Source organism: Streptococcus sp. 477 (genome assembly GCF_013277295.1).
GTDB classification, from domain to species: domain Bacteria; phylum Bacillota; class Bacilli; order Lactobacillales; family Streptococcaceae; genus Streptococcus; species Streptococcus pseudopneumoniae.
In genome coordinates, this window is the sequence record NZ_VMMQ01000044.1 from 1 (window position 1) to 18,906 (window position 18,906).

Here is an 18,906-nt window from a genome sequence, read left to right on the forward strand (position 1 = left end):
AATCATTGGTTATGGGACGGAGTAAAAGAGTCCAGTGGACTCTTTTAGCCTAAGCTAAATTTTAAAAAGCGAGGGTGGTTGTTTTCTCAAAGTTTTGAAGGAGCTAAAGCAACAGCTATTATTATGAGTTTGTTGGAAACAGCTAAACGTCATCAACTAAATAGTGAAAAATATCTATCCTATCTTCTAGAATGTCTTCCAAACGAGGAAACTCTCGTAAACAAAGAGGTTTTAGAGGCTTATTTACCATGGAATAAAGTTGTACAAGAAAAGTGCAAATAAGAAATCTCCAGATTAGGAACTATCGCTGAGTTCCCTAGTCTGGAGATTTTTCAATATACTTCGTTATTGGACGGTTACTTTTCTTCTGAAAATACTAGCTAGCATCAGTTGTCCTAAAATTTAGTGTCAGTGCGTCATAACAAGGTATCTATCATTAGGCTAATAGAGATAAAATAAACAATTGATTTAGGACATTTGTTTGATAGTGGTGATAAAGTTTTAAATCTGCTACATAATTTGTGGAGTTTTTTCTATAATTAGGAGTTTAACCTAATCTGCAAATTGGAGTATACTAATAATGTAATCGTTATCAAAAGTCTAAAAAGGAATTTTTAGATGGATATCAAAATAAAAAGGGAGGAAATTATGAATAAGTTTTCAAAAACCTTGAGAGACAACTGGATCTTTCTCTTGATGGTTTTGCCAGGGGCACTCTGGTTGATTCTATTCTTCTACATTCCAGTATTTGGGAACGTGGTTGCCTTCAAAGACTACCACATGACCAGTAATGGTTTCATAGATAGTATCATAAATAGTAAATGGGTCGGACTCGATAATTTCAGATTCTTATTTAGTTCAAGAGACGCCTTTATTATCACACGAAATACGGTCCTCTACAATCTTGGCTTTATCTTTCTAGGTTTAGTTGTATCTGTAGGGATTGCCATTATCCTCAGTGAACTCCGTTCCAAGAGAATGGTGAAGATTTTCCAAACTTCTATGTTGTTCCCTTACTTCTTGTCTTGGGTTATCATCAGTTTCTTTACAGATGCCTTCCTAAATATTGATAAAGGGGTGTTCAATCATTTATTGGAAAGTCTTGGTCTAAAAGAAGTCAACTTCTACGCTGATTTGGGAATTTGGCCTTATCTCCTACTTTTCCTAGGTATTTGGAAAGGTTTTGGATATAGCAATGTCATGTACTATGCGACAATCATGGGAATTGATCCAACCTACTATGAAGCAGCGACAGTGGACGGAGCCAGCAAATGGCAGCGCATTCGCAATGTAACCATTCCGCAGTTGACACCATTGGTAACTGTATTGACCATCCTTGCAGTCGGAAATATCTTCCGTGCAGACTTCGGTCTTTTCTACCAAATCCCTCACAATGCTGGTCAACTTTATAACGTAACCAACGTTTTGGACGTATATGTTTATAACGGATTGACTCAGACAGCGGATATCGGGATGGCTTCAGCAGCAGGTCTCTACCAATCAGTAGTCGGTTTGATGCTGGTGGTTCTATCAAACTTACTGGCAAGACGAGTTGATCCAAACTCAGCCTTGTTCTAGAAAGGAGGAGAATATGGCAGAAAAGAAAATTAAAAAAGAAAAAATTGATAATGTCGGCATTCACTCCTTCAGTAAGAAAGCAGATATCTTCTTCAGTATCATTTCGGGTTTGATTGCCCTCTCTTGTATCCTACCCTTCGTATTCGTTATCATTATTTCAGTGACGGACGAGAAAAGCCTCCTCCAATACGGCTACAGCTTCTTCCCATCCCAATTTGGCTTAGACGGTTTTGAGTTTTTGGCACAGTTTAAGGATAAAATCTTACAAGCCCTCTTCATCTCCGTCTTTGTAACCGTAGTTGGGACATTTACAAATGTCTTTATCACAACAACCTATGCCTACGCTATTTCACGGACAACCTTTAAGTATCGCAGATTTTTTACCATCTTCGTTCTGCTCAGTATGTTGTTCAACGCGGGTTTGGTACCAGGTTATATCATGGTGACCCGTGTCCTTCAGCTTGGTGATACTGTTTGGGCCTTGATTGTGCCAATGCTTCTCTCACCCTTTAACATCATCTTGATGCGTTCCTTCTTCAAGAAGACCATTCCAGAAGCCATTCTCGAATCGGCTCGTATCGATGGTGCTAGTGAGGCTCGGATTTTCTTCCAAATCTGTTTGCCATTGTCACTACCAGGTATCGCAACCATCACGCTTTTGACAGCACTTGGTTTCTGGAATGACTGGTTCAACGCCCTTCTTTACATCAAGAGTGACAACTTGTATCCATTGCAATATTTGCTTATGCAAATCCAGCAAAATATGGACTACATCGCCAAAGCGGTCGGCTTGACTGGTCAACTGGGAGTTGCTCTACCGAAAGAAACGGGACGTATGGCCATGGTTGTGGTTGCAACCCTTCCAATCGCGATTTTGTATCCATTCTTCCAACGCTACTTTGTAAAAGGTTTAACTATCGGTGGTGTGAAAGAATAGTGCTTATTGAGAAAGAACATTTCTCAGTTCCCAACTTCCCTTGTGTGAAGTTAATACTCTTCGAAAATCTCTTCAAACCGCGTCAACGTCGCCTTGCCGTAGATATANNTATCTACAACCTCAAAGCACTGCTTTGAGCAGCCTGCGGCTAGTTTTCTAGTTTGCTCTTTGATTTTCATTGAGTATAAGATCATTACATTGTTTATAAGTTTAAAAATAAAAAAAGGAGTTTTTATCATGAAAAACTGGAAAAAATATGCTTTTGCATCTGCTAGTGTAGTCGCTTTGGCTGCAGGTCTTGCTGCTTGTGGAAACTTGACAGGTAACAGCAAAAAAGCTGCTGATTCAGGTGACAAACCTGTTATCAAAATGTACCAAATCGGTGACAAACCAGATAACTTGGATGAATTGTTAGCAAATGCCAACAAAATTATCGAAGAAAAAGTTGGTGCCAAATTGGATATCCAATACCTTGGCTGGGGTGACTATGGTAAGAAAATGTCAGTTATCACATCATCTGGTGAAAACTATGATATTGCCTTTGCAGATAACTACATTGTAAATGCTCAAAAAGGTGCTTATGCTGACTTGACAGAATTGTACAAAAAAGAAGGTAAAGACCTTTACAAGGCACTTGACCCAGCTTATATCAAGGGTAATACTGTAAATGGTAAGATTTACGCTGTACCAGTTGCAGCCAACGTTGCATCATCTCAAAACTTTGCCTTCAACGGAACTCTTCTTGCCAAATATGGTATCGATATTTCAGGTGTTACTTCTTACGAAACTCTTGAGCCAGTCTTGAAACAAATCAAAGAAAAAGCTCCAGACGTAGTACCATTTGCTATTGGTAAAGTTTTCATCCCATCTGATAATTTTGACTACCCAGTAGCAAACGGGCTTCCATTCGTTATTGACCTTGAAGGCGATACTACTAAAGTTGTAAACCGTTACGAAGTGCCTCGTTTCAAAGAACACTTGAAGACTCTTCACAAATTCTATGAAGCTGGCTACATTCCAAAAGATGTCGCAACAAGCGATACTTCCTTTGACCTTCAACAAGATACTTGGTTCGTTCGTGAAGAAACAGTAGGACCAGCTGACTACGGTAACAGCTTGCTTTCACGTGTTGCCAACAAAGATATCCAAATCAAACCAATTACTAACTTCATCAAGAAAAACCAAACAACACAAGTTGCTAACTTTGTCATCTCAAACAACTCTAAGAACAAAGAAAAATCAATGGAAATCTTGAACCTCTTGAATACGAATCCAGAACTCTTGAACGGTCTTGTTTACGGTCCAGAAGGCAAGAACTGGGAAAAAATTGAAGGTAAAGAAAACCGTGTTCGCGTTCTTGATGGCTACAAAGGAAACACTCACATGGGTGGATGGAACACTGGTAACAACTGGATCCTTTATATCAACGAAAACGTTACAGACCAACAAATCGAAAATTCTAAGAAAGAATTGGCAGAAGCTAAAGAGTCTCCAGCGCTTGGATTTATCTTTAACACTGACAATGTGAAATCTGAAATCTCAGCTATCGCTAACACAATGCAACAATTTGATACAGCTATCAACACTGGTACTGTAGACCCAGATAAAGCTATTCCAGAATTGATGGAAAAATTGAAATCTGAAGGTGCCTACGAAAAAGTATTGAACGAAATGCAAAAACAATACGATGAATTCTTGAAAAACAAAAAATAATCAGCTAAATTGATTTCGTGTATTCATTCCTAACCTAACTCCTAAAATAAGAATCACTGCTTTCCTCAGGCTTATCTGGGGAAGGCAGTGATTTTTTGAATGAAAAATAAACCAACTAATATAATTCAGGTATAGTTGGTCTTTTTGTATAAAATTGCTATTTTATGAGGAGTGTTGTCTCTGTAATAAATCATTCTTATCCCAAGTATAGAACTTCATCACAGAGACATTCGATATCTTGCTCTATATGAGAAGCTAGAATAATAAGTTTCCCCTTTTCTTTTAGGTGGAGTAATTTTTCTCGAATTTTTTGAACAGATTGCTTATCAAGTCCGTTCATTGGTTCATCTAAGAGTAATATATCTGGATTTTCCATAAAAGCCTGTGCTAGAGCTAATTTTTGTTTCATTCCTAAAGAGTAGTGTTTTACTTTTTTAGAAGAACTAGGATCGAGTCCTACATCTATCATACTCTGAATGATTTCTTTCTCTCCTATTTTATTTTTGATTAGAGCTAGTTGATGTAAGTTATCAAAACCAGAATAACCTTCCAGAAATCCTGGAGTCTCAATAATAACACCTACACTTGGTAAGAAGGGAAAATCTATTCCAAGTATGTTTCCATCTAATTCGATTTTTCCTTCAGTTATACCTTCTAATCCCGCTAAACACTTGAGTAAAACTGTTTTTCCTGAACCGTTATATCCAACAATTCCGTATATATTTCCACTGGAAAATTCAAAGGAAAGGTCTTCAAAAATTACATTGTGTTTATAGTTTTTACGAATAGATTTTAAATGTAAGTCTGTCATATCTATTGTCTCCTTATTTTTTTCATAACAACTAGGATTATGGTGAGCAAAAGGTATAAAAGTAGGATACGAGTAATTATTTCTGGTAGGGATAGTAAGCCAGAATGGGCTTCGTATTTAATATAATGGAAGTCTAGCCAAGTTAAAGGAGATAAAAATTTAATCCAGAAACGTGAAGCTTCTGTAATAAATAATTCTACAATAACTAATCCACAGGCTAAGGTATTTCCTAAATTAGAATAATAACTATTGAAAACGAAAATCACTCCCCCAATCAATATGAACATAAGGAATAACAATAAGAATATTTGAAAAAAAGCGCCATAGGGAGAATAATATTGCAGTATAATTGAGCGTAGATGCGTCATGCTATCAACACCTTCCGGAAATGAAATGCGTCCTTGAGCTAGGGAGGGTAGGAGACGTCCCCAATGATTTGAAAGGTGTAGTGTAGGGAGAAAAGTGATTAAAATGCTGATGATTTGGTAAATCGAAGCGATTAAGCTCGCGATAAGCAGATAAATAAACTGGGAGAGCATCCACTTTTTCTGTCCGATTTTTAAGATTAACCAAAACTGGAAAGTATCTTTTAAAGGAAGATTGCTAAATAGTAGTATGACAGATAAAATAGAAATTGCAGTGAACCATTGACTCGTGAAGAGAACAGTTACAATGCTGACAGGATAAGTTTCTTTGAAGTGATTAGCTAAATTAGAAAAAGGTAGCATTAAAATCAAAGTATAGAGGTGAAAGAAAATTAAGATAGGCAACAATCGTTTAAAGGTGAATTGTTGTTTTAAGAGAATAGTTACTACACGTATAATCTCCATAAGATTACTCCTTATCATAAAAATGCCAATGTTTTTTAAGAGCTAGTCGAATGATCTCTATTGACAAAAGTGCCCATAGAGTTAAGAAAATATAAGGATAAAGCAACGAAAAAATATTTCGAAAGTTTTCGTCACCTACTTGAAAATATGCTAGCCCTTCTCGTAAATAATCATCTGTCGTTAAGACGATATGTGGCAAGGTAAAAAAAGGGAGAACTCTCTCTAAACCAAATGTTGTGAGGACAAACCAGGCTGTACTTGGAAGAAGATAGACCATTAACACATTAGGGTAAAAAACGGAAAGAACTCCACCTAATAGAGTAAAGAATGCAAAATAGAGTCCAATTAGACTAATGAGAAGGAAGTAGAAAAGGAATATAAATCCTTGATTTAACAACCACTGATTGCTAAAAGTAGATGAGTAGTGAGAATTAGTGAGGGGAAAATAAAAGGAGAGGAGAATTAAAAAACAGAATCCTAAGGTCAGTCCTACAAAATAAGAACGGAAAATTAACCGTTTGACGAAGGAAGAAGCGTATTGTCGCAGAGACATACGACTAAGTAAAAAAGGAAGTCTATTTTGATGGTAGTCTTGTGAAAAGTCTGTTACTACAGTGGAAGCTGCTGTTAAGATATATAATGACATTGCTAGATTTCTAGAGAAGGAGAGCATGAAATAATCAGGGACTGCAAGTGAATTTCTTCCGTCTAATTTTATTGTTAGATCTGTATAGGACATCATCAATGCAACTACTAAGGAAAAGAGTAGTCCAATCCAAATCCTCCAATCTTTTAGCGTATATTTAAAGGGGAGAAGTAGTTTCATCTAACTTACCTCTTTCCAGTTTGTGGGATCGATAACTGCTTTATCTATACGATCTTTTTCTTTGATTGTAAAGATTAGGAAGGGACGATAGAGATTTCCTCCATAGAGTTCTTTTTCTTGAGTGGGAATAGGTATATACTCAATTGTAAATGACTCAATATAAATTGGACTGTCCAAAATCAAATTTTCGTATTTTTCTTTTAAAACATCTAATCCTTTTTGGACAGAAAGAGTCGCCATTTTATCTATTTTTTGAGTCGGTAAGATAACACCAGATAAATCAATTCCTTGAATCCCTGCTTGGGTGATGATAAAGTTTAGGTCAGGACCATGAATAAAACTAATCTCTCCGGATGAACCTAGCTGAGTTTCGCCATCAATAACTCTTTTACTAGAAAGTTTTGGAAAAACAGTAACATAGCACATATCAGTCAGATTGTTTTTGTCTATCTTTGTTCCTTTTAATTCTTTGGCATTTCTTTCGTAGGTTGGGAGATACTCAAGGAGTGTTTCTTTTGAGATAGCGTAGATGAGATAATCATAATCGTCAAATCCTAATTGGAGGGTATTTAGAAATTGCTTAACTTTGTTAACACCATCTTCTTTTGAAAATGGAAGTTCTTCTTTAAAGTCGGTTAGATTTAGATTATTTTCAATAGCGTCTAATCGTAGGTTGTGGAAAACACTTGATAGATCTGATATTTGATCAGATGTTAAATGAATCCATGATCCAGTTTTATTGACGGTAATATCTGCTCTGGTCTTTCCTTTTTGGAGTCTGGTTAAAGGATTCTTATCGGCAATAATCTCACTAATTTCACTATCATTTCCCATAAAATTTTGAATAGCTGTTACTAATGTGTTTTTGTCTCCTTTTTTTGAGTCCCAAAAAGGCAATTCTTCTTTATAGGAGGTATCTATCTGGTCTGATAGATAGATTTGCTCTGTTATCTCTTTATAACCTTCTTTTATGGGGAGGTTTTCCTTATTTATCTCCGTTATTTGTTTTTTGTTATATTGACAAGCTGTTAAAAAGATAAAGGGAAGAATAAGTAGAAATAATAGGTATTTTTTCATAGTAAAAAACTCCTTTTAAAAAAGGAGCAGAGGCATGACACTTTTAAGATGCGGCCTCCACTCTTAGAAGGGGGCTTTAGGCTAGCGAGCGCTCAAATGATTAACTAGCGAATAACCCAATGTTTGCTACTTTTTGTTTTGAGACGAATTAAGGGTCAAAACGTCCTGTAATATTCGAGTCGAGCCAACCATATTTAGAGGCGTTGAGATAATAATAACGTCCAATTGTCCCATAACCGTCATTATAGTGAAGATTATAGCGACCATTTGAATCAGCTATTTTCATCTCAGTTGCAGGTTCATCCTCAGCAGCAGTCCAAGCGCGAATTCTGACCTTTTTTCCCCAACCAAGACCACCTGTGATATTAGCAACAGCAGGGGAGCCGTCTGTTTTTTCAGTTTTTCGGCTACTAACGGAATAGTCTTCGCGTGTAACATGAAGATTGAAATACACCATCTTAGCAGAAACAGTCTGACTAGCTAAGGGGAGTAAGCAAGCGACTCCCAGTCCTAATGCGATGCATTTTTTCAAATTTGTCATCACAATACCTCCTTTGTATTTTAGTGAAATCGATTTCATTTACATTGTACTACTTTTTTTTATAATGTCAACCGCAAAATAAAGTATTTGTGATTGTGTGTAATTCGAATGTGATAATGTCTTTATAAAATAAGTTATTAGATTTACATATCTCATAAAATATGCTTAAGTTATTATATTGAATTTAGAGTAGTACAGCATCTCTTCTAAAATATTGTTATAAATTGATTTGGATTCCAAAATTAAATTGCTCGATTCTTATTTCATTTTATTATATTTGACCCAGATAAAGCGATTCCAGAATTGATGGAAAAATTGAAATCTGAAGGTGCCTACGAAAAAGTATTGAACGAAATGCAAAAACAATACGATGAATTCTTGAAAAACAAAAAATAATCAGCTAAATTGATTTCGTGTATTCATTCCTAACCTAACTCCTAAAATAAGAATCACTGCTTTCCTCAGGTTTATCTGGGGGAGGCAGTGGTTTTTTGGGCACAAGGATATAGATATTCCTGTTTTCTCTTATCTTTATTTTAATACTCAATGAAAATCAAAGAGTAAACTAGGAAGCTAGCCGCAGGCTGCTCAAAACACAGTTTTGAGGTTGTGGATATAACTGACAGAGTCAGTATCATATACCTACGGCAAGGTGAAGCTGACGTAGTTTGAAGAGATTTTCGAAGAGTATAACCATTCAGGAAATTTCGAGAACCCTCTACAATTTCCAGTCAAATAAATTGCATTCGTTTTCTCAAGCAGGTATACTAGTATGGATAAATAAAAAATTTAGAAAATTTAAGAATAGAAAAGAGAACAAATCTTATGGCAAAAGATATTCGTGTCTTACTTTACTACCTTTATACTCCAATTGAAAATGCAGAGCAATTTGCTGCAGACCACTTGGCTTTCTGTAAATCAATCGGCCTTAAAGGCCGTATCCTAGTCGCTGACGAGGGAATTAACGGAACAGTTTCAGGTGACTACGAAACAACTCAAAAATACATGGACTACGTTCACAGCCTCCCAGGCATGGAGGACCTCTGGTTCAAGATTGACGAAGAAAGTGAACAAGCCTTCAAGAAGATGTTTGTTCGCTACAAGAAAGAGATTGTCCACCTTGGTTTGGAAGACAACGACTTTGACAATGACATCAACCCACTTGAAACAACAGGTGCTTACTTGTCTCCAAAAGAGTTCAAAGAAGCCCTTCTTGATAAAGATACCGTTGTCCTTGACACACGTAACGATTATGAGTACGACCTAGGACACTTCCGTGGGGCTATCCGTCCAGACATCCGCAACTTCCGTGAGTTGCCACAATGGGTCCGTGATAACAAGGAAAAATTCATGGACAAGCGCGTCGTGGTTTACTGTACAGGTGGGGTTCGCTGTGAGAAATTCTCAGGCTGGATGGTCCGTGAAGGCTACAAAGATGTCGGCCAATTGCACGGAGGAATCGCAACTTACGGTAAAGACCCAGAAGTCCAAGGTGAACTTTGGGATGGGAAAATGTACGTCTTTGACGAGCGTATTGCCGTTGATGTCAACCATGTCAACCCAACCATCGTAGGGAAAGACTGGTTTGATGGAACACCATGTGAACGTTATGTCAACTGTGGAAATCCCTTCTGTAACCGTCGTATCTTGACATCAGAAGAAAATGAAGACAAGTACCTTCGTGGATGCTCACACGAGTGCCGTGTTCACCCACGTAACCGCTATGTTTCAAAAAATGAATTGACACAAGCTGAAGTAATCGAGCGCCTAGCCGCTATCGGTGAAAGCTTGGATCAAGCAGCTACAGTATAAGATTAAACAGTCCTTAGGGGCTGTTTTTCTATGCTTTTTACTCAAAAATCTAATACTCAATGAAAATNNATATCTACGGCAAGGCGAAGCTGACGCGGTTTGAAGAGATTTTCGAAGAGTATAAAGTTTGTTTTTGTATCTTTCAGAAAAATAAGGTATACTGTATGTAAACGATTTCAAAGGAGTCCAGTTATGGAGAAAACAATTTTTATTCCAAATAAACAGAGCATTTTAGGAGAACAGGAAATTTTGACTGCCAAGTCCATCTTGGCCTTGGTAGATGGTTTGGAGTCACATAGCTATGATGCGGTTTATCTCCGTCAGCTTCTTAACCGTCTTGAGTATATCGAGTGTGCGATAGTAGGGCAATCACAATTTCTCTTTAAGGTCAGTTATGCTGATGGTCGAAAGGCTTACCGTGTCGATCTTCCTGAGCTACTAACGAAGATAGACTGGGAGATCATCAAGTCATTTTTAGATGCTTTGCTTGCTTACACAGGAACTGAGATTGAAGGACTAGATGGTTTTGATTTTGAAGCTTATTTCCAAGCAAGTATTCAAGCCCATCTTGCAGACACTGCAGCCCGTTTTACGATTTGCCAAGGAATTTTTAATCCTGTTTTCTTTAGTCATGAGGATTTGAAAAGGTTTTTAGAGGAGGATGGTTTGGCACAGTTTGAAGCACGTGTACGTGCAGTTCAAGAGACAGATGCTTACTTTGCAAGAGTTTCCTTCTATCAGGATGGAGAAGGAAAAGTGCACGGTGTTTACCATTTGGCTCAAGGCGTCAAGACTGTTTTGCGGAGAGAACCATTTGTTCCTGCAGCCTATATGGAGCAATTGGTGGATAAGGAAGTCCAGTGGGAGATTGACTTGGTTCAAATCACAGGAGACGGCTCTAAACCAGAAGACTATGAGGCTATCGCTCGCTTGGACTATGCAAAATTCCTAGAGTCACTACCATCAGCATCTTACCACCAACTAGATGCCAATCAAATAGAAGTGCAACCCATTCTAGGACAAGATTTTAAAACATTAGCACAAGAAGAGTAAAGCAGAAGCAGGTCAATCGACTTTCTTTTTTACATATAAAAAATCCTGCCATAGAAGACAGGATTGCTACTCAATGAAAATCAAAGAGCAGACTAGGAAGCTAGCCGCAGGCTGCTCAAAACACTGTTTTTAGGTTGTAGATAAGACTGACAAAGTCAGGAACATATATCTACGGTAAGGCGAAGCTGACGTGGTTTGAAGAGATTTTCGAAGAGTATGAAGTTTAAAGAAAGGCTAAGATACGAAGATAATCTCCAATCAGTGCCACTTCAGCTACAAAGAAGAGGATGATAATGACTCCGTTCACAAGGACAGACAAGAATAATTGATAGAAGGAGTCGCTTTCACTTGCTTGACTAGGTCTCGTAATGATATGGAGGCTAGCAAGCAGAATGATTCCAATGCTAATCACACACAAAAGGGCTGAAAATCGTAGGCTATCAAAGAAGGCAAAGAAACTAGCAATGGCAGTTAGGAAGATTGGAATTGCCAAGAGTTGACTATATTGTTGGAGAATCTTTTCCAGCGTCCAGTTCTTGTCTTGGTAGATAAATCGTCTCACAACGAAACTACCCAAGAGGAATGAAAAGAAGAAGAGTGTTGTTGCTACTAGGATAGAGATGATAGAAAAGAGAGTTAAAGGTGCTAGTTGCTCAGGGAAGTGGCTGTTTATGGTTGCTATATGTCCATAGTAAGCATGTTTGATGTGGTAGATACTAAAGAAAAAGGAAGATGAAGAAAATAGAATGAGCAAGAGAAAGGCTGTGTAGCTGTGTGTGCTACTTGTTTCAAGCTTGCTTGTAGGAGATTTGATTGCTTCCACTAGCCAAGACCAAAAATCAAGCACTTGCTCTTTCCATTTATCCCTAGATTTTGGAGCTTGGTCGGGGATATAAGGACTTTCTAAAGATTTACTGAGAAGAAGAGGCTCTTTCGTGGTTGCTTTTTGCTGAGGAAGAGCTTCTTGGCTCTCTTCAGCTATAGTGACTTTTTCTGTTTCTTTAGAAAGGTCTGGCTCTTCTTCAGTAGAATTAGATGCCTTCTTTTCTTCTATTTCTGTTCTCGCTTCACTGTCTTCAGGAGCTTCCATTTTCTCTTCTTGCTGGCTTTCCAATTCGACTTCAGCTTGAGAGACTTCCTCCTCTAACTGAGTATTTTTTTCAATTGGTGTATCGAGATCGGCTATCCTTTCTTCAGCCTTGTCTGCAACCTCTTGAGCTTGCTCTTCAGGCTTGTTCTTGCTTGTTGTTTTTACAAAATCATTACTTTCAAACCATTCTTGTTTCATGGTAGAACCTCCTTTTAGTTAGATAAATATGTTTCCATAGTAGCAGATGTAAGCGTTTTTGTCAACGTCTGCTTGGTGTGGATATTAGATCAATATTATCATCAGATCTCGCAATGAGTTGATCCTTGACATCGGTTTTTTCAGTTTTGTAAGGGTTGCTTAATTCCGTACCTCTTGATTCAGGCTTTTCTCTTGTGAATTGGAAGATAGAACCATAGTTGCTTGAGATGTCCCAGTTAATTCGTTGGCTTTCTTTCTGGTCTAGGATGATTCTGAGATAATCTTTGGCAGTCAGTTCAACCTTGCCATGGACTTGGATATTTTCAGCGTGGAAGTGATTCTCTGTTGACTCTAGCTGACTATCTGTAAGAACTGTATCAAAGATATTAACGATATTGGGCGTTGTGAGTTTACTGTTTTTGATACGACTTCCTTCAATTCGGAGGATATAGCTGTTTGTATTGAGGGTCGCATTTTCAAGGCTAGCATTTATGATGGTGGTTTGTCCGCGATTGGCTGAGATGTTGATCCCTTTTAGAGTTCTCCCTTTTGGTAGCTGGAGAATAACTTCTTCAAAACGACTAGAGTAGCTACTTGCGATATGAAGAATCCCACCAATTCCAGAAGAGAGAAACGGAGTTTCAGACAGTTTCTTATCAGTGAGACTCAGAGTTCTATCGTTCTGATTGGTGATAAGATCATGGAGAGCAGAAAGAGATGGATGGTAAGAAATGTGGATTTGATCATCGAAAGAGTCTGTGATGGTGAGCGCGTGTTGGTGGAGAGTAATTTCTAGGTTTTCGACTTCCTTGCCAAAGGTTAGCTTTTCCGTACGGCTATCATAGACAGGTTCTTTGGACATGGAAAGTAGGCTCTTAATCCCGTCAGATTGGATACCTACAAAAAGCAGGATAAAGCCGATAACGGTAGTCACCACACCAAAGATGAGAAATCCTTTTGTCCATTTACGCATGCTGATTACCTCTCTTTCCTTTTTTAAGAACAAATTGTACCAGACGAACAATGAGTAGACCGAAGAAGCGAGTTACATAGGAAATGCCAAGTAAAACTAGCGAAGAAGCACCGATAGCCAGTAAACCAGAACCAAAAATCAAGATAAAGGCTGATTTGGCTTGGGCGAGGACAGTGAAACTTTCAACTAAAAATAGGAATCCGCCGATGATACCCAGTATGGAAACTGCAAAGAAAGCCAGAATGACAGTCAAAGCGGCTACAAGGATTGCGAACAGGGTCACGAGGATGGCGATTCCCAGAGGAATGCCGATAGGTGCTGCAAGGAGGGCTAACAAGGCGATATGTAAAATTTGTCGGTTATTTTTTTGAGCGGGTGCTTCATTGATTTTTTTATCGAGAAGATTGGATAGAACTTCGTGGGCCGCTTCTTTGGGAGTTCCCAAACTAGCGAAGAGTTCTTCTTCTCCTTCGATTCCAGCATCGTCAAAGAGCTCTCTGAAATAGTCCATGGCTTCGATACGGTCAGCTTCAGGTAGTTTCTTGAGATAGAGTTCTAGCTGAGTCAGGTATTCAGTTCTTGTCATGGCGGATACTCCCTTCTATGATGCCATTGATGGTGTCTGTATAGAGTGTCCATTCATCTTTTAGGGTCAAGAGCTGCTCTATACCACCGTTTGTCAAGGAGTAGTATTTGCGCATGCGACCTTGGAACTCTCTAGAATAGGTTGTCAGAAAGCTATTGCCTTCCAATTTTTTGAGAATGGGATAGAGTGTGGATTCTTTGATATTAGCGATGAGCTTAATGGTTTGGCTAATCTCATAACCATAAGAATCACCCTGCTCCAGTACGGCCAAGATGAGAAATTCAATCAAGGCAGAGGATGTTGGAAAGTACATGGGAAACCTCCTTTTCTAATGTGTAAGATTTTTATATATAATTTTTCTACACATACATTGTACATCTAAAAGAAAGCCCTGTCAAGAGAAATGTGTAAAATTTTTATATATAAAAAACTTCTAGCTAAAACTAGAAGTTTAAAGGATCTTATCCGCTCTGTCCACTGTAAAGAGGGCCACAGTCATCAGGATATAGATGAGCAAGAGGGCAGCTACAGCTGGTACCCAAGAGTGGAACAGGTCAAAACTGTAACCAAAGAGGGTTGGCCCAAAGGCTGCTAGGATATAGCCTCCTGTTTGAGATAGGCCGGACAATTGGGCTGTCTTTTCAGGGGCGCTTGTCTTGAGTGAAAAGTTGACCATGAGATAAGGGAAGAGGGCGCTGGTTGCGGTTCCGATGAGGAGATGGATGGTAAGCCAGTAAATGAAATGATTGATTGGGAAAAAGAGCATGGAAATGCCGACCACACCAGCTAGTGAAACCAGAGTGAGCATGAGCTGACGGTTGCGAGTAGATAAACTGGTTGTCAGGCTTGGGATGGTCATTGAAAAAGGAATGCTAATCAGAGATAAGATAGAAGTCAGCAAGCCAGCTTCGTGACTGGATAGACCTGCATGGATAGACATGGTAGGTAACCAGGTCATGACGGTGTAAAAGATCAAGGATTGAAAACCTGAAAAGATAATAATTGCCCAAACCTGTTTATTACGCATGACCTTTATTTGACTTTTTTGTTTGGTTTGTGGAGCCAGTCTGTGATTATAGCGGTGATTAGGCAGCCAGACCAAAAAAGTTGCTAGGCAGAGCAGGGTGAGGAGGATGATAAGTCCTTTCCAAGAACTGGCTTGTGTAATAGGCACGGCTAGATAGGAAGCCAGAGCCGTCGCAATCCCCATAGAGGTTACATATAAGGTGGTCAGAAAACCAATCTTCTTTGGTTGATTGGCTTGGATAAGACTAGGAAGCAGGACATTGATGACTGCGACACTTGCCCCAACCATCAAGGTTCCTAGATAGAGCAGGGGCAGATTGATTAGTCGAATAAGTGAGCCGATGGTCAAGAAGAAGAGGCTGTAGGTGAAGAGATGCTCCAAGCCGATTTTCTGAGCCAGTCGGGTAGAAAATGGTGAAAAGAGGGTAAACATAAGGAGAGGCAGGCTGGTCAAGACACCAAGCGAACTAACTTCTACCCCCAGCCCTTGCGAAATATCTCCCAAAATAATGGGTAAAACAGTAAAAGGAGCCCGCAAAGAAACACCAATCAGGATAATACCTGGAACAAAAAAGAGTGATTGCTTTTTCATAAAATACCTCTTCTAGCTGATTTTAATAACAGCTTATTTTAAGGCTTTTTCACTATAATGTCAAGTAAGGTTTCTGGCTTTCAAGATAAAAATGGGAAAGTCTTGAAAATTATGATAGAATGGTGGAAGGAAAAATTCAGGAGAGTAGTAGTGACTCAAAATGTTGAAAGTCTTCTCGTATCCATTGTAATCAGTGCATACAATGAAGAAAAATATCTGTCTGGTCTAATTGAAGACTTAAAAAATCAAACCTATCCTAAAGAGAATATTGAAATTCTATTTATAAATGCTATGTCCACAGATGGGACCACAGCTATCATTCAGCAATTTATAAAGGAAGATACAGAGTTTAACTCAATTAGATTGTATAACAATCCTAAGAAAAATCAAGCTAGTGGTTTTAACCTGGGAGTTAAACATTCTGTAGGGGACCTTATTTTAAAAATTGATGCTCATTCAAAAGTTACTGAGACTTTTGTAATGAACAATGTGGCTGTTATTCAACAAGGTGAATTTGTCTGTGGGGGGCCTAGACCGACGATTGTCGAAGGAAAAGGAAAATGGGCAGAGACCTTGCATCTTGTTGAGGAAAATATGTTTGGCAGTAGCATTGCCAATTATCGAAATAGTGCCGAGGATAGATATGTTTCTTCTATTTTTCATGGGATGTATAAACGAGAGGTTTTCCAGAAGGTTGGTTTAGTAAATGAGCAACTTGGCCGAACTGAAGATAATGATATTCATTATAGAATTCGAGAACATGGTTATAAAATCCGCTATAGCCCAAGTATTCTATCTTATCAGTATATTCGACCAACATTCAAGAAAATGCTGCATCAAAAGTATTCAAATGGTTTGTGGATTGGCTTGACAAGTCATGTTCAGTTTAAGTGTTTATCATTATTTCACTATGTTCCTTGTTTATTTGTTTTGAGTCTTGTGTTTAGTCTAGTATTGTTACCGATCACATTCGTATTCATAACTTTACTATTAGGCGCCTATTTTTTACTTTTATCACTACTCACTTTGCTGACTTTATTAAAACATAAAAATGGATTTCTAATTGTGATGCCCTTTCTTTTATTTTCCATTCACTTTGCTTATGGCCTTGGAACGATTGTAGGTTTAATTAGAGGATTTAAATGGAAGAAAGAGTACAAGGGAACAGTAATTTATTTGGAAAAATAAGCCAAATAAATCAAAATATGCTACAATAACAATATAGTAAAACTCTTTTAAGGAGGAGTAAATTTCTATGAATAAAAAACTCACAGATTATGTGATTGATCTGGTGGAAATTTTAAATAAACAACAAAAACAGGTTTTCTGGGGAATATTTGATATTTTCAGTATGGTGGTTTCCATCATTGTATCTTATATCTTATTCTACGGCTTGATTAATCCAGCACCTGTTGACTACATTATCTATACGAGTTTGGCCTTCTTGTTCTATCAATTGATGATTGCATTTTGGGGCTTGAACGCGAGCATTAGTCGTTACAGCAAGATTACGGATTTCATGAAAATCTTTTTTGGTGTGACTGCCAGCAGTGTCTTGTCATATAGTATCTGCTATGCCTTCTTGCCACTTTTTTCAATCCGTTTCATCATTCTCTTTATCTTGTTGAGTACCTTCTTGATTTTATTGCCACGGATTACTTGGCAGTTAATCTACTCCAGACGCAAAAAAGGCAGTGGTGATGGAGAACACCGTCGAACCTTCTTGATTGGTGCTGGTGATGGTGGGGCCCTCTTTATGGATAGTTACCAACATCCAACAAGTGAATTAGAACTGGTCGGTATCTTGGATAAGGATTCTAAGAAAAAGGGTCAAAAACTTGGTGGAATTCCTGTTTTGGGTTCATATGATGATCTGCCTGAATTAGCTAAACGCCATCAAATCGAGCGTGTTATCGTTGCGATTCCGTCGCTTGACCCGTCAGAATATGAGCGTATCTTGCAGATGTGTAATAAGCTGGATGTCAAATGTTACAAGATGCCTAATGTTGAAACTGTTGTTCAAGGACTTCACCCAGCAGGTACTGGATTCCAAAAAATTGATATCATAGACCTTTTGGGCCGTCAGGAAATTCGTCTTGACGAATCGCGTCTGGGTGCAGAACTGACAGGTAAGACCATCTTAGTCACAGGAGCTGGAGGTTCAATCGGTTCTGAAATCTGTCGTCAAGTTAGTCGCTTCAATCCTGAACGCATTGTCTTGCTCGGTCATGGGGAAAACTCAATCTACCTTGTTTATCATGAATTGATTCGTAAGTTCCAAGGGATTGATTATGTACCTGTGATTGCGGACATTCAAGACTACGACCGTCTCTTGCAAGTCTTTGAGCAGTACAAACCTGCTATTGTTTATCATGCGGCAGCCCACAAGCATGTTCCTATGATGGAGCGCAATCCAAAAGAAGCCTTCAAAAACAATATCCGCGGAACTTACAATGTTGCTAAGGCTGTTGATGAAGCCAAAGTAGCTAAGATGGTTATGATTTCGACAGATAAGGCGGTCAATCCACCCAATGTTATGGGAGCAACTAAGCGCGTGGCTGAGTTGATTGTCACTGGTTTTAACCAACGTAGCCAATCGACCTACTGTGCAGTTCGTTTTGGAAATGTTCTTGGTAGCCGTGGTAGTGTCATTCCAGTCTTTGAACGCCAGATTGCTGAAGGTGGTCCTGTAACGGTGACAGACTTCCGCATGACCCGTTACTTTATGACTATTCCAGAAGCTAGCCGTTTGGTTATCCATGCTGGTGCTTATGCCAAGGATGGGGAAGTCTTTATCCTTGATATGGGCAAACCAGTCAAAATCTATGACTTGGCCAAGAAAATGGTCCTTCTAAGTGGACACACCGAAAGCGAAATTCCAATCGTTGAAGTTGGAATCCGTCCAGGTGAAAAACTCTACGAAGAGCTCTTGGTATCAACCGAACTCGTTGACAATCAAGTTATGGATAAGATTTTCGTTGGTAAGGTTAATGTCATGCCTCTAGAAGCCATCGATCAAAAGATTGAAGAGTTCCGCACTCTTAGTGGAGATGAGTTGAAGCAGGCTATTATCGCCTTTGCCAATCAAACAACCCACGTTGAATAAAAAAGAAAAACGCATATTATCAGGTCTTGAGCCTTGGTAATATGCGTTTTGTTATGTAGAGGCTTATACTCTTCGAAAATCTCTTCAAACCACGTCAACGTCGCCTTGCCGTAGATATATGTTACTGACTTCGTCAGTTCTATCTGCCACCTCAAAA

Annotated in this window: 17 protein-coding genes and 2 pseudogenes; 9 read left to right on the forward strand and 10 right to left on the reverse strand. The window is 38.6% G+C overall.

Features of this window, described 5'->3' with window-relative positions:
• Positions 1-66 precede the first annotated feature (66 nt).
• The 4 genes and pseudogenes from HT691_RS06100 to HT691_RS06115 all read left to right on the forward strand — a co-directional run.
• Positions 67-282, forward strand: a pseudogene (locus HT691_RS06100) (transposase domain-containing protein); the annotation flags it as partial.
• A gap of 366 nt (positions 283-648) precedes the next feature.
• Positions 649-1,578 carry a sugar ABC transporter permease gene (locus HT691_RS06105; RefSeq protein ID WP_172925295.1) on the forward strand — a complete coding sequence of 310 codons (930 nt, stop codon included), beginning with the start codon at positions 649-651 and terminating at the stop codon, positions 1,576-1,578.
• Positions 1,579-1,591: 13 nt separating this feature from the next.
• Positions 1,592-2,515, forward strand: a complete 924-nt coding sequence (locus HT691_RS06110) for a carbohydrate ABC transporter permease (RefSeq protein ID WP_000818348.1) — start codon at positions 1,592-1,594, stop codon at positions 2,513-2,515.
• A 237-nt stretch (positions 2,516-2,752) separates the two neighbouring features.
• Complete coding sequence (locus HT691_RS06115; protein ID WP_000800407.1) at positions 2,753-4,228, forward strand: ABC transporter substrate-binding protein; 1,476 nt, start codon at positions 2,753-2,755, stop codon at positions 4,226-4,228.
• Positions 4,229-4,424: 196 nt separating this feature from the next.
• Here HT691_RS06115 and HT691_RS06120 read toward each other — a convergent pair whose 3' ends face one another.
• The 5 genes from HT691_RS06120 to HT691_RS06140 all read right to left on the reverse strand — a co-directional run bounded on the left by HT691_RS06120 (position 4,425) and on the right by HT691_RS06140 (position 8,313).
• On the reverse strand, positions 4,425-5,039 hold the full coding sequence (locus tag HT691_RS06120) for an ATP-binding cassette domain-containing protein (protein WP_000130637.1): 615 nt from the start codon (positions 5,037-5,039) through the stop codon (positions 4,425-4,427).
• A 2-nt stretch (positions 5,040-5,041) separates the two neighbouring features.
• Entirely contained in the window at positions 5,042-5,869 is an 828-nt protein-coding gene (locus HT691_RS06125) for a hypothetical protein (RefSeq protein WP_000402862.1), read from the reverse strand.
• Positions 5,870-5,873: 4 nt separating this feature from the next.
• Positions 5,874-6,695 carry a hypothetical protein gene (locus HT691_RS06130; RefSeq protein WP_000771482.1) on the reverse strand — a complete coding sequence of 274 codons (822 nt, stop codon included), beginning with the start codon at positions 6,693-6,695 and terminating at the stop codon, positions 5,874-5,876.
• Positions 6,696-7,772: a hypothetical protein gene (locus HT691_RS06135; RefSeq protein ID WP_000760376.1), complete on the reverse strand. Its 1,077-nt coding sequence runs from the start codon at positions 7,770-7,772 to the stop codon at positions 6,696-6,698.
• 148 nt (positions 7,773-7,920) lie between these two features.
• Entirely contained in the window at positions 7,921-8,313 is a 393-nt protein-coding gene (locus HT691_RS06140) for a hypothetical protein (protein WP_000183090.1), read from the reverse strand.
• 273 nt (positions 8,314-8,586) lie between these two features.
• Between HT691_RS06140 and HT691_RS06145 the strand changes: the two genes are divergently transcribed.
• From HT691_RS06145 to HT691_RS06155, 3 genes are all read left to right on the forward strand, one after another.
• On the forward strand, positions 8,587-8,709 hold the full coding sequence (locus HT691_RS06145) for a DUF3502 domain-containing protein (protein ID WP_345789550.1): 123 nt from the start codon (positions 8,587-8,589) through the stop codon (positions 8,707-8,709).
• A gap of 429 nt (positions 8,710-9,138) precedes the next feature.
• Positions 9,139-10,125: a rhodanese-related sulfurtransferase gene (locus HT691_RS06150; RefSeq protein WP_001030029.1), complete on the forward strand. Its 987-nt coding sequence runs from the start codon at positions 9,139-9,141 to the stop codon at positions 10,123-10,125.
• A gap of 192 nt (positions 10,126-10,317) precedes the next feature.
• A complete protein-coding gene (locus tag HT691_RS06155) occupies positions 10,318-11,178 on the forward strand; it encodes a DUF4299 family protein (protein ID WP_138700294.1) in 861 nt (286 codons plus the stop codon).
• A 223-nt stretch (positions 11,179-11,401) separates the two neighbouring features.
• Here the strand turns inward: HT691_RS06155 and HT691_RS06160 are convergent, their stop codons facing one another.
• The 5 genes from HT691_RS06160 to HT691_RS06180 form a co-directional block, all read right to left on the reverse strand.
• A complete protein-coding gene (locus HT691_RS06160; protein WP_138700293.1) occupies positions 11,402-12,466 on the reverse strand; it encodes a DUF6574 domain-containing protein in 1,065 nt (354 codons plus the stop codon).
• A 61-nt stretch (positions 12,467-12,527) separates the two neighbouring features.
• Positions 12,528-13,439 carry a DUF4097 domain-containing protein gene (locus HT691_RS06165; protein ID WP_001862931.1) on the reverse strand — a complete coding sequence of 304 codons (912 nt, stop codon included), beginning with the start codon at positions 13,437-13,439 and terminating at the stop codon, positions 12,528-12,530.
• Positions 13,432-14,025, reverse strand: a complete 594-nt coding sequence (locus HT691_RS06170; RefSeq protein ID WP_023937451.1) for a DUF1700 domain-containing protein — start codon at positions 14,023-14,025, stop codon at positions 13,432-13,434. The genes HT691_RS06165 and HT691_RS06170 overlap by 8 nt, the downstream gene beginning before the upstream one ends.
• A complete protein-coding gene (locus HT691_RS06175) occupies positions 14,012-14,338 on the reverse strand; it encodes a PadR family transcriptional regulator (RefSeq protein ID WP_000273864.1) in 327 nt (108 codons plus the stop codon). The genes HT691_RS06170 and HT691_RS06175 overlap by 14 nt, the downstream gene beginning before the upstream one ends.
• A gap of 138 nt (positions 14,339-14,476) precedes the next feature.
• Positions 14,477-15,643 (reverse strand): CynX/NimT family MFS transporter, encoded by a 1,167-nt coding sequence (locus tag HT691_RS06180; RefSeq protein ID WP_023937452.1) that lies wholly within the window; start codon positions 15,641-15,643, stop codon positions 14,477-14,479.
• A gap of 57 nt (positions 15,644-15,700) precedes the next feature.
• Here HT691_RS06180 and HT691_RS06185 point away from each other — a divergent pair.
• Together HT691_RS06185 and HT691_RS06190 are read left to right on the forward strand one after the other, a co-directional pair.
• Positions 15,701-16,860, forward strand: a pseudogene (locus HT691_RS06185) (glycosyltransferase family 2 protein).
• A gap of 38 nt (positions 16,861-16,898) precedes the next feature.
• A complete protein-coding gene (locus HT691_RS06190; RefSeq protein WP_138706163.1) occupies positions 16,899-18,749 on the forward strand; it encodes a nucleoside-diphosphate sugar epimerase/dehydratase in 1,851 nt (616 codons plus the stop codon).
• The last annotated feature ends 157 nt before the right edge of the window (positions 18,750-18,906 follow it).

Bases quoted from the DNA above. Each gene is read 5' to 3' on its own strand.
- HT691_RS06140 (WP_000183090.1), bottom strand. From the start codon at position 8,313: ATGACAAATTTGAAAAAATGCATCGCATTAGGACTGGGAGTCGCTTGC.
- HT691_RS06165 (WP_001862931.1), bottom strand. From the start codon at position 13,439: ATGCGTAAATGGACAAAAGGATTTCTCATCTTTGGTGTGGTGACTACC.
- HT691_RS06115 (WP_000800407.1), top strand. From the start codon at position 2,753: ATGAAAAACTGGAAAAAATATGCTTTTGCATCTGCTAGTGTAGTCGCT.
- HT691_RS06175 (WP_000273864.1), bottom strand. From the start codon at position 14,338: ATGTACTTTCCAACATCCTCTGCCTTGATTGAATTTCTCATCTTGGCC.
- HT691_RS06155 (WP_138700294.1), top strand. From the start codon at position 10,318: ATGGAGAAAACAATTTTTATTCCAAATAAACAGAGCATTTTAGGAGAA.
- HT691_RS06135 (WP_000760376.1), bottom strand. From the start codon at position 7,772: ATGAAAAAATACCTATTATTTCTACTTATTCTTCCCTTTATCTTTTTA.
- HT691_RS06180 (WP_023937452.1), bottom strand. From the start codon at position 15,643: ATGAAAAAGCAATCACTCTTTTTTGTTCCAGGTATTATCCTGATTGGT.
- HT691_RS06120 (WP_000130637.1), bottom strand. From the start codon at position 5,039: ATGACAGACTTACATTTAAAATCTATTCGTAAAAACTATAAACACAAT.
- HT691_RS06190 (WP_138706163.1), top strand. From the start codon at position 16,899: ATGAATAAAAAACTCACAGATTATGTGATTGATCTGGTGGAAATTTTA.
- HT691_RS06150 (WP_001030029.1), top strand. From the start codon at position 9,139: ATGGCAAAAGATATTCGTGTCTTACTTTACTACCTTTATACTCCAATT.
- HT691_RS06110 (WP_000818348.1), top strand. From the start codon at position 1,592: ATGGCAGAAAAGAAAATTAAAAAAGAAAAAATTGATAATGTCGGCATT.
- HT691_RS06170 (WP_023937451.1), bottom strand. From the start codon at position 14,025: ATGACAAGAACTGAATACCTGACTCAGCTAGAACTCTATCTCAAGAAA.
- HT691_RS06125 (WP_000402862.1), bottom strand. From the start codon at position 5,869: ATGGAGATTATACGTGTAGTAACTATTCTCTTAAAACAACAATTCACC.
- HT691_RS06130 (WP_000771482.1), bottom strand. From the start codon at position 6,695: ATGAAACTACTTCTCCCCTTTAAATATACGCTAAAAGATTGGAGGATT.
- HT691_RS06105 (WP_172925295.1), top strand. From the start codon at position 649: ATGAATAAGTTTTCAAAAACCTTGAGAGACAACTGGATCTTTCTCTTG.
- HT691_RS06160 (WP_138700293.1), bottom strand. From the start codon at position 12,466: ATGAAACAAGAATGGTTTGAAAGTAATGATTTTGTAAAAACAACAAGC.